Genomic DNA, 15510 nt, shown 5'->3' with positions numbered 1-15510 from the left:
GCGTAGTGCTGGGCGTGTTCGAGCAGGCGGGCCTCGAGCCGGTCGGCTTCGGCGCGGTGCGCGGCGGCTGACTCCAGCAGATCAGGAATCGACAGCTCCGCGAGATCATTCTCGAACATGTGTTCGATCTTATGGGAGGACCGGCGTGACGGACAAGCTGCTGCCGTGCTGGAATCCCTTATCCACAAGGAGAAACGTCACACTGCGCTTGACCAGAAATCGGGTAGGACGCGAGCACGAAGCACTCGGCACCCGAGGGCCAGACAGGCAGATGGCTTCGTCCGGATGTTTCGGTCGGCATGGCTTCGATCCGCATGGCTTCGTCCGGATGCTTCGATCCGCACGGCCTCGTCGGATGCTTCGATCCGCATGGCTTCGTCCGGATGCTTCGATCCGCACGGCCTCATCCGGACGCTTCGGTCCGGATGGCTGCGGGCGAAGGAGGCCGCTCACCAGGCGACTAGTCGGTTCGCTGGAGGTCGTCCTGGATGCGGCGACGAGTGGGCGACAGTTCGAGGCTGCTTGCCGATCGGGACGGGCTGCGAGAGAGGGCTATCAGTACCAGGATCAGCGGGAGGGTGATCAAGTACGCGGTGCGGAGGTCGGCTGCCCGGGACAGGGCGGCCAGGGCTGCTGGGGTCAGGAGGATGGCTGTACCGGAGGCCAGGGCGCCGATGGCGGAGAGCCGGGTCGGGTTGAGGCCCGGGATGGCGACGAGGGCCGCGAGGGTTACCGGGTAGAGAGGGGCTACTCCGGCGCCGGCGACAACCAGGCCGAGGGCTACGGCGGTGGGGGTGTCGAAGAGGCTGACCAGGAGAGTGCCGATGATGGCTAGGAGACCGCCTGGGACGACTGGGGACAAGGTGCGCAGATGGATGGGGCCGACGGCTCGGCCGATGGCCATGCCGATCGGGAAGGCGCTGCCGAGCAGAGCTGCGGTTGCAACTGGCAACCCGGTGGCCAGCAGTCGGGCGACAGCCCACACCACGAAGCAGAACTCGACGCCGACTGCCAGCACTACCCGCAGCCAGCCAAGCGTGACGCTCAGGGCGACAGCCGACCGCGGTGCGCCGACCCCTGACACGTCAGCCAGCGATCGATCGTGCTCCGAGTCCGCGGAATCGACAGCCAGGTGGTTACGCCCCGATGGCGCGGAGTTCACAGCCGGGTGATCACGCCCCGATGGTGGAGGATCGACAGCCGCGTGATCACGCTCCAAGAGCGAGGCATCCACAGCCCCGTGATCGCGTTCCGAGGGCAGGGTGTTCGCCGCCGGGTGATCGGGCTTGCCCTTGAATACGGCGAGGGCCAGGAGCGGTGGTACGGCGGCCAGCAGCGCCAGGCGGCCCGTCGCCCCCAGAGAGTCGACCGCACCGATCGCAAGCGGCGCCGCGATGCCAGTTGCGCTGGCGACCGCGTTGACGCGACTCAACCGGGACGCAGCCGTCGGGCCGTGCAGCACGAGCGGAGCGACGAGTACGAGCAGTGCACCACCGAGTCCGACGCCCAGTCCGCCTGCGATCGCCACGCCGTACGCGGGTGCCACCGCCAGCAGGAGCGCGCCAGCCGCACATACGAGCGAACCTAGGCGCAGCACGGTCGGAAGCGCCCATGACCGCAGCATCATCGGGCCGACCACCGCGACGACGAACAGCCCGACCGCGAAGGCGGATGACAGCAGCGCGAGGCGGCCGGTGGACTCGTCGAGGTCGCGCGCGAGGATCGCGACGCACGCGCCCAGGCCGGCGAGCAGGTACCCCATGGACGAGAGGCCGATCCCGATCCGGATCGCGTCCGTCCGCGCGATCATCCCGCTGTCAGGTCGCTGACCCCGGAGTCCTCCGTCCACGCGGTGGTGAGCAACTCAGCTAGCTGGTGCAGGTCGGTCAACTGGATGTCAGCGGGCAGACCCTTCAGCCCAGCCGTTACCGCACCGGCGGCGTGACCGGCCGCAAGGCCGACCGCAGCGTCCTCCACGACGAGGCACTGCTGAGGCGGTACGCCGAGCAGCGAGGCGGCATGGAGGTACCCCTCAGGGTCCGGCTTGCCGCGGGAGATGTCCTCAACGGTGACAAGCACGGGCGGCTCGATGCCGGCGACTGCCAGCCGTACCTTCGCCAGCCGGTTGTCCGCGCTGGTCACGATCGCCCACGGCCGGCCGAGCCGGTCCAGCACGTCAAGGACCTCGAGGGCGCCGGGTGTGGCCCGAACATCCGACAGGTCGTCGTACTGGAGCTCCAACTGCCGGACAGCCGCGGCCGCCCGCTCGTCTACCGACAGGTCAGGACAGATCCGGTCGACCGTCGACTCGGCGGGGCTGCCGTGGGCGATGGCGAGGACGTCGGCCGCGAGTACGCCGTACTCCGCCGACCAGACCGTCCAGGCGCGCTCGACCGCGGCGTCGGAGTCCACCAGCGTGCCGTCCATGTCGAACAGCACGGCGCGGATGTCCCGGATCTCCATCACCCCTCCATTAAACTCGTCCTCCGAGCATAAGGTAGAACCATGCCATGACAACAGCCGTTCGCCGCGGGCAGTGGCAGACCGCTGCCGACGTCCTCGCGCAGGTGAGCCGTCGGCCCGGGATCACGCGCGCCGCGGTGGCCCGCGAGCTGCGGCTGAGCACCAGTTCGGCGACCGAGGTGACCGCCCGGCTGCGCGACGTACGGCTGCTCACTGAGGTCCCAGCGCCCAGTCAAGGGCGCGGAAGGCCGACGACCGTACTTCGGCCGCATCCGCAGGGACCCGTGATCCTCGGGCTGGACCTGCGGCAGGGTAGTTGGCGGAGCGCTGTGGTAGCGGTTGACGGGTCGTTCCTGGAGCAGCGGTCGAGGCGTCACCGGAGCAGACGTCCTCAAGTGGTGCTCGGCAACCTGCGAAAGGTTGTGGAGCAGGCGCAGGAGCGGTACGGCGATCGTCTGCAACTGGTCAGCCTGGCTGCCCCGGGCACGATCCGCGACAACCGTCTGATGCAGGCGCCGACGCTGAACTGGGTCGACCTAGACCTGGAGACGGTCACAGCAGGCCTGGGCGTACCCCTGCTCGCCGGCAACGACGCCACGCTGAGTGGTGTGGCCGAGGCGCGCACTGGCGCCGCCGCGGGCGCTGGTACGGCGTTGCACCTCATCGTCGAGGTCGGTATCGGTGGCACGCTACTTATCGACGGCGTACCGGCGCAGGGGGCATCCGGAGCCGGCGGCGAGTATGGGCACATCCCGTTCGGCGACCGTGGACGGATGTGCCCGTGCGGTGCCCGTGGGTGCTGGGACCTGGAGATTGACGGACGCGCATTGGCTCGACATCTCGAGGAGCCGGCACCGGACGACCCATACGCCTACACAGAGGCCGTCCTGCGACGTACTGACCGTGTCGCGACCCGTGCGGTCGCCAGAGTGGTCACCGCACTGGCCACTGGTATCGCCGGCCTCGTCAACGCGCATGACCCTGATGTGGTCACGCTGGGCGGGCTGGCGATCCCGCTCCGAGCAGCCGCCGAGTCCACCTTTGAGCAGGCCTACCTAACGGGCCTCATGACCTTTCATCGGGGCTCTCCCCCGCCCGTGCTGTCCGCCACCCACCAGCCTGACGGTCCGCTGCGTGGTGCGGCGGCACTGGCGCTCGACCACCTCACCGCCGAGCCGTCGGTCGCTAGCTGGGCTGATCGACGCTGACTTCCTCAGTCGGCTCAGCGGGCGCCTTGGGGACGATCGGTGGCTCGACAGCCGCCAGGATCGTGGTGATGTCGTGGCGGTGGTGCTGAATCTCGTGCGCGGTGTGGCGGATCACCCACCCCAGGGTGCGCGGCGCCCGTACCGGGTAGTTGTAGAGACCCAGCTTGCCCAACTGCGGCGGTGTCAGCACCCGTGCGGCGGCGCCGAACTCGCGCGCGAACCGCATCAGCGCGGCCGCGACCTCCATCGGATCCTGGTCCTCGTACTTGAGCTCTTTCACCCGGCCGGTCCGGTCCATCGGCGCGTACACCGGCCGATCCTCCGCCAGGCACTGGGCGATCCGCTGCCGCTGGACCTCAAGTACGTCGCGCACGTGGCAGCCGTACTCGATCGCCGACCACACGTCAGGCTCAGGCCGCAGCCGTACGACGTCCGGATCGGGACCGGCCGCCGCCCTCGTCAGTGACATGCTGCAGTCCGCCGCCTGCCGGATCAGCGTGGTCACCGTGCCCTGCAGATCGCCTGTGTCGTAGTCGAACCCGCACTGCTCGCAGTACCCGTCCACCGGCGGCTGCTGCTTGCTCAACTGCTGCTCCCTCGAAATCGCCAGGCGTGATCGACCGGACCGATTCCACCACCGAGCGCGAACCCGGCCGCGATCGCCCCGGTCACGTACTCCTTCGCAGCGCCGACAGCACCGGGTACGTCGTACCCATGCGCCAGGTACGACGCGATCGCACTGGCCAGCGTGCATCCGGTGCCGTGCGTGTGCCGGTTGTCGGCTCGTACGGCGCTGTAGGCCCGCCGTACCCCTGGACCGTGCAGCACGTCGGTGGACGCCGTACCCACGTCGTGACCGCCCTTGACGAGGACCCACGCGGCTCCGGCGTCCAGCAGCACCTTCGCCGCGAGCTCCCGGTCCTCCACGGTCTTCAACTCCGTCCCGGCGACCGGTCCGAGCTCGGTGAGGTTCGGAGTGAGGACGGTTGCCAGCGGCACGATCTCGGAGCGGACGGCGTCCATCGCGTCGGCGGCCAGCAACGCGTCTCCGTGCTTGGAGACCGACACCGGGTCCACCACGACCGGCACGGACGGCGGCAGGGTCCGCAGCAGCGACGCGACCACCCGCACCATCGACGCGGACGCCAGCATCCCGGTCTTGACCGCGTCGACGCCGATGTCGTCCACCACGCTGCGGAACTGCGCACGGACCTGCTCCTCCGGCAGCTCCCACGCCCCCTGGACGCCGAGGCTGTTCTGCGCGGTGATCGCGGTCAGCACGCTCATCCCGTGGACACCGTTGGCCATCATCGCCTTCAGATCCGCCTGGATACCGGCACCGCCACCGGAGTCGGACCCGGCGATCGTCAGCACTCTGGGCAGCATGTCAACTCCTGAAGTGGGCGTGACCGGACTCGGCGGCGTACGGCGCACCGTCCACGGTGACCGTACCGGCCGGGCGTTCCTGGTTGCCCTCAGCAACCGAGCCGATGACGGTCCAGCCCTCGGGGACGTCGGCCGGCTCGAAGGTCCCGACCAGCGCGTGGTCCTCGCCGCCGGTCAGGACGAACTTGAGCCCGTCCACACCCGTCGCGGCGGCCACAGCCTGCAGGGGCTCCGGCACGCTCAACGCATGCGCATGGACGTCGATGGCCACCTCACTGGCGACCGCGATGTGCCCCAGGTCGGACAGCAGTCCGTCACTGACGTCGCACAACGACGACGCACCGGCCAGCGCCGCCCGTGGTCCCTCGGCGTACGGCGGCTGCGGGCGGCGGTGCGCCTCGACCACGGACCGCGGTGAGCGGAAGCCGCGGGTCAGCACCGTGTAGCCGGCTTCAGCCCAGCCCAGCCGGCCGGTGAAGGCCACCTCGTCACCGGGCCGGGCACCCGAGCGCAACACCGGCGGACGGCCGTCCAGTGAGCCGAACGCGGTCACCGAGACGATGATCTTGTCCGACTGCACGGTGTCGCCACCGACGATGCTGGCCTCGACCAGCTCCGCCTCGTCGACCAGGCCCTGGCTGAGCTCCAGCGCCCACGCGGTCGGCAGGTCGGCCGGCGCTCCGAACCCGACCACCAGCGAGGTCGGCCGCGCACCCATCGCCATGATGTCTGCCAGGTTCTGCGCGGCGGCCTTGCGGCCCACGTCGTACGCCGAGGACCAGTCCTGGCGGAAGTGCCGGCCCTCCACCAGCAGGTCCGTCGTGATCACCATCCGGCCGTCCGGCGCCGCCACCACGGCCGCGTCGTCGCCCGGCCCGACCAGGACGTCCTCACCTGTGGACAGCCCTTTGGTGATGGCCGCGATCAGGCCGAACTCACCCGTGCTCCCCAACGTCTCTGTCACGTCAGCAGACCTCCCATATCGCCAACCGGAGTCTAGGCGGTACCGTGACCGGGCAACGAAGAGTACGCCCGGCCGTCTCGCAGTACGCCAGCAGTGAGCCGGCCGGAGCCCAGCTGAGGACGACTGAGTGGAGAACGACGTGGTGGTCCAGGCCTACATCCTGATCCAGACCGAGGTCGGCAAGGCTGCCGACGTCGCGGCACAGATCGCCGAGGTCCAGGGCGTCACCCTGGCCGAGGACGTGACCGGCCCGTACGACGTGATCGTCCGCGCGGAAGCCCGCAACGTCGACGAACTGGGCAAACTGGTGGTTGCCAAGGTTCAGAACGTGCCCGGCATCACTCGCACGCTGACCTGCCCCGTCGTTCACATCTGATCGCCACGGGGTCCGCCCTCCTTTTCCGCATGCCCAGAGTTCTGCTCGCCGCACTCGGCCTGACCCTGCTGGCCGGGTGCAGCCCGGGACCCGTGCCCGTCGCCGTGCCGTCGCCCGCGCCCGAGGTCGCGGCGGCGTGCGAGCCCCTGGTGAAGGCGCTGCCCGGCGAGGTGCTCGACGGCGAGCGGCGCGAGACCGAGCCCGTCAGCCCGCTCACCGCCGCGTACGGCGATCCGCCGATCGAGGTGACCTGCGGGGTCTCGCCGCCGGCCGGGATGGCCCAGGCGCAGTCACAGTGCTTCGAGGTGAACGGCGTCGGGTGGTTCGCCAAGGAGGTGGACAACGGGGTCATCTTCACCACGATCGGCCGCAAGGTGTACTTCGAGGTCGCCGTCCCGTCGCAGTACGCGCCCGAGGCGAACGCGCTGACCGACGTTTCCGACGCTGTCCACAGGTTCAACGAACTCGTCACTCCGTGCACCTGACGACGGCATACTCCAGTCGAACCGAAGTTTGTTCGTCGGCGGTGTCCGGTTGAGTCCGGCGGGGGCGACGTACCAGGCGAGCGGCACCGCGGTGGTGCCCGGGACGACGGGAGATTCCGATGAAGTACATGATCCTCACCTACGCGTCGCAGCAGGACTACGACGGGATGGCCGGCAAGGACACCGGGAAGCCGGCGTGGACCGCGGAGGACTTCGCGGCGATGGGCGCGTTCATGGAGAAGTTCAACAACGACCTGATCGAGTCCGGTGAACTGGTGGAGACCCGCGGGCTGGCGGCGCCGGTGCACACCCGGCGAGTGGGCTCGAAGGACGGCGCCGCAGTGGTGACGGACGGTCCGTACGCCGAGACGCAGGAAGTGCTCGCGGGGTATTGGATCGTCGAGTGCGAGTCGTTCGACCGGGCGACCGAGATCGCCGCCAGGTTCGGCGACACGCCGGCGCCGGAGTCCGTCCGTGCGACCGCGTACGCCGATATCCGGCCGCTGGTCGAGGGCCGCGACGACCTGGCCGGCTGACGGTCATGCCCGCAGCGCTCGAGGATCTGCTGCGTGAGCTGACGCCGCAGGTGCTTGGGGCGTTGGTGCGGCGGTACGGGCACTTCGACACCGCGGAGGACGCCGTGCAGGAGGCCTTGCTGGCGGCAGCGCAGCAGTGGCCCGCGGAGGGTGTGCCGGACAATCCGCGGGCATGGCTGATCACGGTGGCCTCGCGCCGGCTGACGGATCTGCTCCGCCGCGAGCAGGCCCGTCAGCGGCGGGAGGACCGGGTGGCGCAGTGGGCGACGGCTCCGAGTGAGCCGATCGCGGACACCGACGACACGCTGATCCTGCTGTTCATGTGCTGCCATCCGTCGTTGTCGCCGGCGTCGCAGATCGCGCTGACCCTGCGCGCCGTCGGTGGTCTGACGACGGCCGAGATCGCGCGGGCGTTCCTGGTGCCGGAGGCGACGATGACCCGGCGGATCACCCGGGCCAAGGCGAGCGTGAAGGACAGCGGCGCCCGGTTCGCGCTGCCGGCGGAGCGGGATCGGGACGAGCGACTCGGCGCGGTGCTGAAGGTTGTGTACCTGATTTTCAACGAGGGCTACGCGAGTACGACGGGGCCGAGCCTGCAACGGGTCGAACTGGCGGCCGAGGGGATCCGGCTGGCGCGGATGCTGCATCGGTTGCTGCCGGACGACAGCGAGGTCGCCGGATTGCTGGCTTTGATGCTGCTGACGGACGCGCGGCGGCCGGCCCGGACCGGGCCGTTGGGTGAACTGGTGCCGATGGACGAACAGCACCGGTCGTTGTGGATTCCGGAGTTGATCGAGGAGGGCGTCGAGTTGATCACGGCGGCATTGCCGCGGGGGCCGGTGGGGCCGTACCAGCTGCAGGCGGCGATCGCGGCGGTGCACGACGAGGCACCTTCGGCAGCCGAGACGGACTGGCTGCAGATCGTCGGGTTGTACGAGGCGCTGCTGCGGCTGGTGGACAACCCGATGGTCGCGCTGAACCAGGTGGTCGCGGTGGCGATGGCGCGGGGCGCGGACGAGGGGCTCAAACTGCTGGCCACGATCGAGGATGACGAGCGGATCGCGTCGGACCATCGGTTGTCGGCGGTGCGGGCGCACCTGCTGGAGATGTCGGGGGATGTCGCCGGGGCTCGGGCGGCCTACGAGGAGGCCGCGAGCCGGACGACGAGTGTGCCGCAGCAGCGGTACCTGTACGAGCGGGCGAGGCGGCTGTGAAGCGGGCGGGACAGTGTGGTGCCCGGCCGGAGTTGGACCCCGGCCGGGCGGACCACCTGGGATCAGCGGAGGCCGGTGGGGCGGGTCATGGCCAGGGTGAGGAGGCGGTCGACCAGAGCCGGGTAATCGACGCCGGTGGCGGCCCAGAGGCGGGGGAACATGCTGGTCGGGGTGAAGCCGGGCATGGTGTTGATCTCGTTGATCACGACCTGGCCGTCGGCGTCGAGGAAGAAGTCGACCCGGGCCAGACCTTCGCCCTCGATCGCGTCGAACGCGGTGAGCGCCTTGGCGCGGATCTCGGACGCGATGTCCTCCGGGAGGTCGGCCGGGACCGAGAGCGCGGTGTACTCCTCGCCCTCAGGGAGGTACTTGGTCTCGAAGTCGTAGAAGTCGTGGCCGCCACCGGAGACCGCGATCTCGCCGCACACGCTGACCTCGGGCGGGGCGCCGTTCACGCCGCCGAGGACGCCGACCTCGATCTCACGCGGGCTCTTCGCGGACGCCTCGACGATCACCTTCGGGTCGTGGGCACGGGCCTCGGCGACCGCGTCGTCGAGCTCGTCCAGGTTGTTCACCTTGCTGATGCCGAGGCTGGAGCCGCCGCGGCAGGGTTTCACGAAGACCGGGTAGCCGAGCGCGTCGACCGCGTCGCGGCAGGCCGCCGGGTCACGGGTCCAGTCGCGGTCGCGGATGACGACGTACGGGGTGACCTCGAGGCCGGCGGCCTGGAAGACGACCTTCATGTAGTGCTTGTCCATGCCGACCGCGCTGGCCAGGACGCCGGAGCCGACGTACCGGATGTCGGACATCTCCAGCAGACCCTGGATGGTGCCGTCCTCGCCCCACGGGCCATGCAGCAACGGGAAGACCACGTCCACCTCGCCGAGCGTGCTCGGGACCTGGTCCGGCTCGCTCACCACGAGTTCGCGGTTCGCGCCGAACAGGACCGGCAGCGCGGTCACGTCGACCTCCGGGAGCTTCCCGTCGGTGATCGACAGCCGCTCCGGGTCCCCGCTTTCCAGGACCCAGTGGCCGCTCGTGCTGATCCCGATCGGGACCACGTCGTACTTGTCGCGGTCGATCACCTGCAGGACGTTGGCCGCGGTCACGCAGGAGATGGCGTGTTCGCTCGACCGGCCGCCGAAGACCACGGCGACGCGGGGCTTGCGCTGTTCTTGCTTCGAGTACTCACTCACCGGCTCGACTGTAGCGGCCCCAGGATCAGGTTCCGATCGGGGTTCGGTTAAAAGCTCTTCAGATCGCGGTGGGTAGCGAAGGGCACGCCGTGACCGGATCGTCACTGTCAGGTGACCGACCACATCGAACCGGCATTGGCGTCCTGCTCACCCGGGGTCGGAGCGCGCTGACCGGACCGGGAGAATTCCTTTATGACCTCCCCTCTCGATCCATCCACCGTCGTTGTCCACGCGGGTCGCCCCGATCGGGTGCCGAACGCACCGGTTGGCGACTCCCCCGTCTTCAGCTCCACCTACGTCGCGGGCGGCGACCGCGGCTACGGACGGTTCGGGAACGACGCCTGGACGGCCCTGGAGGCGACGCTCGGTGAACTCGAGAGCGGCCGCGGGCTGACGTTCGCGTCGGGCATGGCGGCGGTGGCCGCGATCGTGGACCTGGTTCCGGTCGGAGGGCGGGTGGTCGCGCCGCAGCACGCGTACTCCGGCGTACTCGCGCTGCTCGACCAGCAGGCGGCGGCCGGCCGGCTCGAGGTCGACCGGGTGAACGTCGCCGACACCGACGAGATCGTCAAGGCGGTCGACGGCGCGGACATGCTGTGGATCGAGTCGCCGACCAATCCGGCGATGGAAGTGGCGGACATCCCGGTCGCCGCCGCCGCGGCGCGCCGGGCCGGTGCGACCGTCGTCGTCGACAACACGTTCGCGACGCCGCTGCTGCAGCAACCGCTGAAACTCGGCGCGGACGTCGTCATGCACTCGGCCACGAAATTCATCGCCGGCCACTCCGACGTCGTCCTCGGTGCGGTGATCACGGCCGACGACGAGTTGTGGACCGCGATCGAACTCCGTCGCCGCAGCCTCGGCGCGATTCCCGGCCCGATGGAGGCCTGGCTCGCGCTCCGGGGCCTACGGACGCTCGCTCTCCGGCTCGAGCGCGCGCAGTCGAACGCGGCCTTCCTCGCCGAGCGACTCCTCCAGCACCCGCGGGTCAGCCGGGTGCGCTACCCGGGATTGCCGGACGACCCCGGTCATGACCGGGCCGCCGCGCAGATGAGCGGTTTCGGCGCGATCCTGTCGTTCGAGCTCGGTGGGGACGCCGAGGGTGCTCAGCGGGTCTGCGAGAGTACGGCGCTCTGGGTGCACGCGACCAGCCTCGGCGGGGTCGAGTCGATGCTGGAACGCCGTCGCCGCTGGCCGATCGAGGTGCCGACGATCCCGGACGACCTGATCCGGCTGGCCGTCGGGATCGAGCACCCCGACGACCTGTGGGCCGACCTGGACCAGGCCCTCGAGACCGCGCTCTCGACGTAGCTCTCAGGACCGAACCGACGACCGGGACCTGAGCACCGGCGCCCCGAGGAACGTCAGCACGCACAGCACGACCGGCAGGATGAACGCGAAGTTGAGCGGCATCCAGTGCGCCAGCCCGCCGACCAGCGCCGGCCCGGCCAGCAGGCCGACGTACCCGAGCCCGACCACGCGGGCCATCAGGGCGCCGGCGGCGCGCGGGTCGAGGTTGCCGGCGGCGGTGAACAGTTGCGGTACGCCGCCGGCCAGGCCGAGACCGAACAACGCCCAGCCGAACAGGGAGACCGGCACCCATGGCACGACGATGACGATCGTCAGCCCGATCGCGGCCATCGCGGCGCCGTAGCGGACGATCGCGGCCGGCCCGACGACGGCCGCGACCCGGTCGGTGAGGAAGCGGCCGACGGTCATGGCGACCGCGAAGGCGCCGTACGCGTAGGCGGCCGTGCTGACCGACGTGCCGAGGATGTCGCGGAACTGCAGCGCCGCCCAGTCGTTCGCGACGCCCTCCGCGAGCATCAGGCCGAAGGCGAGGCCGCCGAGCGCCCAGACCAGCTTGGCCGGCGGCTTCGCCCGGTCCTCCTGCTCCTCGTGCTCCTCGGCCGTCGCCTCGATCAGGAACCGGCTGACCGCCAGGGACACGACGACGCAGATCACGCCGGCCGCACCGAGGGTCACCGGGGTCGGTACACCGGCGCGCAGGGTGGCCGCGCCGATCAGTGCGGCGAAGGCGCCGCCGATCGACCACATCGCGTGGAACGCGGCCATGATCGGGCGCGGGTAACCACGCTCGACCACGACCGCCTGGGCGTTCATGCCGACGTCGATGGATCCGTTGGCGAAGCCGAGCGCGATCAGGGTGAGCCCGAGACTCCACCAGGTCTGCGCGAAGCCGGGGCCGAACAGGGCCAGCCCGAGGAGTACGCCGGCGGCCGGCACCAGGCGGCGTTGACCGAGGCGGTCGACGAGCGGGCCGGCGACCTGCATGCCGGCGAACGCGGCGCCGCCGAGCACGAGCAGCAGCAGTCCCAGCGTGCTGTGCGTGATTCCGGTGGCGTGCTCGATGTTGGGGATGTGGACGACCCACATGCCGACGGCGAAACCGTTGAGACCGAAGTAGGTCCAGGTGGCGATCCGGGCGGCTCGGGGCGGTGCGGTCTGCGGACGCAGATCGGTCGAGGTCACGTGGCCACCTCGACGAGGACTCCCCGTTGGGTCAGCATGGTCCTCTGGTCCTCCGGGGCCGTTGGGTCGGTGATGATCAGGTCGGGGCGGTCGGCCGGGCACACGTAGGCGAGCGCGGCCCGGTCCCACTTGGCGCCGTCGGCGAGCACCATTGACCGGGTGGCCACGGCGAGCGCCTCCTGCTTCACCTCGGCGTCGCCCAGGTCGAACGCGGTCAGCCCGGCGTCCAGGCTGAAGGCACATGGGCTGAGCACGGCCAGGTCGAAGCGCAGCGCGCGCAGCGAGGCAACCGTCAGCGGGCCGACCAGGGACAGCTCCCCCTTGCGCGCCTCGCCCCCGGCCATCAGCAGCCGGATCCGCGGCGCGTCGGCCAACTCCTGCGCGACGTGCAGCGACAGGGGCATGACCGTGACGGCGCGGTCGTGGAGGCGCTTGGCCACCTCGAGAGCCGTCGTACCGCTGTCGAGGACGATGGTCTCGCCGTCGCGGATGTGCGCGACGGCGGCAGCGGCGATCGCCTGCTTGGCGGCGACGGCGGCCTGGGCGCGCAGCGAGTACGGCGGCTCGACACCGGACGGCATCGCGGCGACCGCCCCGCCGTGGACGCGCTTGAGCACACCCTGGGCGGCGAGGGAGTCGAGGTCGCGGCGGACCGTCATGTCGGACGCCTCGGTGGCCTCGACCAGTTCCTGGACCGAGACTCGTTCTGTCCGTCGCAGTCGCTCTACGATCACTTGATGCCGTTCTGCGCTCCTCACGCGCAGAAATCTATCATCCGGATGTTCGATCAAACAAAGAGAGTGTTTGCCTGTGGCTGACGTGGTTCGCCGTTCCAGGTACGCCGTGGCCGCGGTCTTCTGCGTGCATGGCGCGGTCACCGGCTCGTTCGCCACCCGGGTGCCATGGATCCAGGACCATTCCGGAGTCTCGGCCGGCCAGCTCGGGCTGGCGCTCGCGTTCCCGGCGCTCGGCGCGGCGGTGATGATGCCTCTCGCCGCCCGCGTCAGCCACACCCTCGGCACCCGCAACGCCCTGCGCGGCCTGCTCGCGCTGTGGACGCTGGCGCTGGTCCTGCCGTCCCTCTCCCCGAGCCTGCTCACGCTGTGCGCCGCGCTGTTCGTGTACGGCGGTACGGCGGGCATGGCCGACGTCGCGATGAACGCGCTCGGCGTGGAGGTCGAGCACCGACTGGAGAAGTCGATCATGTCCGGCCTGCACGGCATGTGGAGCGTCGGCGCACTGATCGGGTCCGCGGTCGGGACCGTTGCCGCGCATGCCGAGTTGAGCGCTCAGACCCACCACGTGCTGGCGGCCGCCGTGCTGACGGTGATCGGCCTGGCCGTGTGTCAGTTCGTCCTGAACATCCATCCCGCGGAGGACGACGAGCCGCCGGCACGGTTCGCGTTGCCGCCGCGGTCGGCGCTGCTGATCGGGGCCGTCGGGTTCTGCGCGGTGTTCGCGGAGGGCGCGAGCCTGGACTGGTCGGCCGTGTACCTGCGCGACATCCTCGACAGTTCGGCCGGCGTCGCGGCCGCGGCGACCACGGGATTCACGCTGACGATGGCGGTCGCCCGGATCACCGGCGACGCGGTGGTCGACCGGTTCGGCGCCGTACGGACGGTTCGGTGGAGCGGGGTGATCGCCACGATCGGCGGCGTACTGGTCGTGGCCGCATGGCATCCGGCCGTCGCGATGACCGGGTTCGGGCTGCTGGGGATCGGGATCGCGGTCGTCGTACCGCTCGCGTTCGCGGCGGCCGGGCGCAGCGGCTCCAACGCCAGCCAGGCGATCGCCGGCGTCGCAACCATCACCTACGCCTCCGGCCTGGTCGCGCCGTCGATCATCGGCGGGATCGCGCAGGCGAGCAGCCTGACGATGTCGTTCCTGGTGGTGACCGTGCTCGCCACCGGCCTGGCCGTCTTCGCCCCGGTACTGCGCACGCGCAGCCGTTCCCGCGTCACCTGACAGCCCACGATTGCCTCCCAGGGCTCCCGCAGATCTTGTTGACGCAACTCATTGGTTGCTATAAAGTCGCAACCGCTCAGTTGCTATTCAGGGGAGTCCTCATGTTCACCACCCGTCAACGCGTGATCCTGCTGGTGCTGCTGGGCGCCGGATTCATGCTGTCGGTGGACTTCTCGATCCTGAACGTCGCGCTGCCGCAGGCCGGCGCGGGCGTCGGACTCGGTGCTGACGGGCTGCCCTGGATAACGTCGGCGTTCGCTCTGCCCGCGGCGGGTTTCGCGTTGTTGTTCGGGCGCCTGGCGGACTACTTCGGCCGGCGCAGGCTGTTCCTGATCGGGATGGTGCTGCTGGCCGGAGCGTCGGTGCTGGGCGGACTCGCAGTCAACGCCGAAGTCCTGCTGACGGCTCGGGTCCTGCAGGGTCTGGCGACCGCGCTGGCGCTGCCGACGTCGCTGTCGTTGCTGACGACGACCTTCGACGGCTCAGCGCGGGACCGTGTCCTGGGGCTGCGGGGCGCACTGCTCTCAGCCGGGTTCGCGGTGGGTGCACTGGTCGGTGGCGCACTGGTCAGTCTGCTCGGTTGGCGGGCGGCGTTCTTCATCAACGTGCCGGTCGTGGTCGCGGTACTGGTGCTCACGCCGTTCGTGATTCACGAGAGCAAGGCGCCGGAGCGGACGAAACTCGACGTACCTGGTGCGGTGACCGTGACCGGTGGTCTGCTCGCGGCGATCTACGGCGTGATCGAGCGAAGCCTGTCCGCCGCCGCCGTCGGCGTTGTGCTGCTGGTCGCGTTCTGGCTGGTCGAGCGGCGTTCGTCCGTGCCGCTCGTACCGGTCCGGATTCTTCGGCGGCCGTCGGTGACGTGGGGCAACTACGCCGGCCTCGTGGTGTGCGCGATGGAGCCCGCGATGATCTTCCTGACCACGCTGTACCTGCAGCAGACGCTCGGACTGTCACCACTCGCGACCGGGCTGGTCTTCGGCATCCCGGGTGTGGCGTCCGTGGCCGCCGGAGTGGTTGCCGGGCGCATCATCGGGCGCTTCGGCTGTCGCAGGGTCCTGACCGCGAGCATGGCTGTGCAAGGACTGGCGACGCTGCCGCTGGTCTTCCTCGGCACGTCCCGCATCGCTCTCGTGGTGCTGATTCCGGCGCTGTTCATCGGCTTCTACGGACACGTCGCCGCGATCGTCGCGTACACGGTCACCGGCACGACCGGTGTGAGTG

The 15510-nt window shown here is 70.1% G+C and carries 16 protein-coding genes; 8 read left to right on the top strand and 8 right to left on the bottom strand.

Annotation, left to right across the window (positions count from 1 at the left end):
* Window positions 1-460: 460 nt before the first annotated feature.
* Window positions 461-1810 (bottom strand): MFS transporter, encoded by a 1350-nt coding sequence (locus E1218_RS29710; RefSeq protein WP_202866260.1) that lies wholly within the window; start codon window positions 1808-1810, stop codon window positions 461-463.
* Window positions 1807-2463, bottom strand: a complete 657-nt coding sequence (locus tag E1218_RS29705; protein WP_132326208.1) for an HAD-IA family hydrolase — start codon at window positions 2461-2463, stop codon at window positions 1807-1809. The genes E1218_RS29710 and E1218_RS29705 overlap by 4 nt, the downstream gene beginning before the upstream one ends.
* 47 nt (window positions 2464-2510) lie before the next feature.
* Here E1218_RS29705 and E1218_RS29700 point away from each other — a divergent pair, with 47 nt between their 5' ends.
* Window positions 2511-3671, top strand: coding sequence for an ROK family transcriptional regulator (locus E1218_RS29700; protein WP_132326206.1), 1161 nt, complete (start codon window positions 2511-2513; stop codon window positions 3669-3671).
* Here E1218_RS29700 and E1218_RS29695 read toward each other — a convergent pair.
* The 3 genes from E1218_RS29695 to E1218_RS29685 are packed head-to-tail and all read right to left on the bottom strand — an operon-like array spanning window position 3649 to window position 6021.
* Complete coding sequence (locus E1218_RS29695; RefSeq protein ID WP_132326204.1) at window positions 3649-4257, bottom strand: DinB family protein; 609 nt, start codon at window positions 4255-4257, stop codon at window positions 3649-3651. The genes E1218_RS29700 and E1218_RS29695 overlap by 23 nt on opposite strands.
* Window positions 4254-5057 (bottom strand): bifunctional hydroxymethylpyrimidine kinase/phosphomethylpyrimidine kinase, encoded by an 804-nt coding sequence (gene thiD / locus E1218_RS29690; protein ID WP_132326202.1) that lies wholly within the window; start codon window positions 5055-5057, stop codon window positions 4254-4256. The genes E1218_RS29695 and thiD overlap by 4 nt, the downstream gene beginning before the upstream one ends.
* Window position 5058: 1 nt before the next feature.
* Window positions 5059-6021 carry a thiamine-phosphate kinase gene (locus E1218_RS29685; RefSeq protein WP_132326200.1) on the bottom strand — a complete coding sequence of 321 codons (963 nt, stop codon included), beginning with the start codon at window positions 6019-6021 and terminating at the stop codon, window positions 5059-5061.
* Window positions 6022-6160: 139 nt separating this feature from the next.
* On the opposite strand from E1218_RS29685, the gene E1218_RS29680 reads away from it, so the two are divergent.
* The 4 genes from E1218_RS29680 (at window position 6161) to E1218_RS29665 (ending at window position 8632) form a co-directional block, all read left to right on the top strand.
* Complete coding sequence (locus E1218_RS29680) at window positions 6161-6397, top strand: Lrp/AsnC family transcriptional regulator (RefSeq protein ID WP_026163142.1); 237 nt, start codon at window positions 6161-6163, stop codon at window positions 6395-6397.
* A gap of 29 nt (window positions 6398-6426) precedes the next feature.
* Window positions 6427-6882 (top strand): DUF3515 domain-containing protein, encoded by a 456-nt coding sequence (locus E1218_RS29675; RefSeq protein ID WP_132326198.1) that lies wholly within the window; start codon window positions 6427-6429, stop codon window positions 6880-6882.
* A 119-nt stretch (window positions 6883-7001) separates the two neighbouring features.
* Window positions 7002-7418: a YciI family protein gene (locus tag E1218_RS29670; protein WP_132326196.1), complete on the top strand. Its 417-nt coding sequence runs from the start codon at window positions 7002-7004 to the stop codon at window positions 7416-7418.
* Between the two features lie 5 nt (window positions 7419-7423).
* Complete coding sequence (locus tag E1218_RS29665; RefSeq protein WP_132326194.1) at window positions 7424-8632, top strand: RNA polymerase sigma factor; 1209 nt, start codon at window positions 7424-7426, stop codon at window positions 8630-8632.
* Between the two features lie 62 nt (window positions 8633-8694).
* Here the strand turns inward: E1218_RS29665 and E1218_RS29660 are convergent, their stop codons facing one another.
* A complete protein-coding gene (locus E1218_RS29660; protein ID WP_132326192.1) occupies window positions 8695-9828 on the bottom strand; it encodes a D-alanine--D-alanine ligase family protein in 1134 nt (377 codons plus the stop codon).
* Window positions 9829-10020: 192 nt separating this feature from the next.
* On the opposite strand from E1218_RS29660, the gene E1218_RS29655 reads away from it, so the two are divergent.
* Entirely contained in the window at window positions 10021-11139 is a 1119-nt protein-coding gene (locus E1218_RS29655; RefSeq protein ID WP_132326190.1) for a trans-sulfuration enzyme family protein, read from the top strand.
* Between the two features lie 3 nt (window positions 11140-11142).
* Here the strand turns inward: E1218_RS29655 and E1218_RS29650 are convergent, their stop codons facing one another.
* Both E1218_RS29650 and E1218_RS29645 read right to left on the bottom strand, forming a co-directional pair.
* The gene (locus tag E1218_RS29650; protein WP_233712563.1) at window positions 11143-12321 is read right to left on the bottom strand and encodes an MFS transporter; all 1179 of its coding nucleotides are present in this window, start codon (window positions 12319-12321) and stop codon (window positions 11143-11145) included.
* Complete coding sequence (locus E1218_RS29645) at window positions 12318-13055, bottom strand: DeoR/GlpR family DNA-binding transcription regulator (RefSeq protein WP_132326188.1); 738 nt, start codon at window positions 13053-13055, stop codon at window positions 12318-12320. The genes E1218_RS29650 and E1218_RS29645 overlap by 4 nt, the downstream gene beginning before the upstream one ends.
* A 76-nt stretch (window positions 13056-13131) precedes the next feature.
* Here E1218_RS29645 and E1218_RS29640 point away from each other — a divergent pair, with 76 nt between their 5' ends.
* Window positions 13132-14286 carry an MFS transporter gene (locus tag E1218_RS29640; RefSeq protein ID WP_233712562.1) on the top strand — a complete coding sequence of 385 codons (1155 nt, stop codon included), beginning with the start codon at window positions 13132-13134 and terminating at the stop codon, window positions 14284-14286.
* A 101-nt stretch (window positions 14287-14387) separates the two neighbouring features.
* Window positions 14388-15510: MFS transporter (locus tag E1218_RS29635; protein WP_132326184.1), on the top strand; the 1123-nt coding region annotated here is incomplete at its 3' end.

Origin of the sequence: Kribbella turkmenica (genome assembly GCF_004348725.1) — a bacterium.
Taxonomy (GTDB): domain Bacteria; phylum Actinomycetota; class Actinomycetes; order Propionibacteriales; family Kribbellaceae; genus Kribbella; species Kribbella turkmenica.
Note: the sequence above shows the minus strand (reverse complement) of the source record. Positions and strands in the feature narration are given on the sequence as shown.

Excerpts from the sequence above, each read along its gene's own strand:
- E1218_RS29710 (WP_202866260.1), bottom strand. The coding sequence starts at position 1,810 with ATGATCGCGCGGACGGACGCGATCCGGATCGGGATCGGCCTCTCGTCC.
- E1218_RS29705 (WP_132326208.1), bottom strand. The coding sequence starts at position 2,463 with ATGGAGATCCGGGACATCCGCGCCGTGCTGTTCGACATGGACGGCACG.
- E1218_RS29700 (WP_132326206.1), top strand. The coding sequence starts at position 2,511 with ATGACAACAGCCGTTCGCCGCGGGCAGTGGCAGACCGCTGCCGACGTC.
- thiD (WP_132326202.1), bottom strand. The coding sequence starts at position 5,057 with ATGCTGCCCAGAGTGCTGACGATCGCCGGGTCCGACTCCGGTGGCGGT.
- E1218_RS29675 (WP_132326198.1), top strand. The coding sequence starts at position 6,427 with ATGCCCAGAGTTCTGCTCGCCGCACTCGGCCTGACCCTGCTGGCCGGG.
- E1218_RS29670 (WP_132326196.1), top strand. The coding sequence starts at position 7,002 with ATGAAGTACATGATCCTCACCTACGCGTCGCAGCAGGACTACGACGGG.
- E1218_RS29665 (WP_132326194.1), top strand. The coding sequence starts at position 7,424 with ATGCCCGCAGCGCTCGAGGATCTGCTGCGTGAGCTGACGCCGCAGGTG.
- E1218_RS29655 (WP_132326190.1), top strand. The coding sequence starts at position 10,021 with ATGACCTCCCCTCTCGATCCATCCACCGTCGTTGTCCACGCGGGTCGC.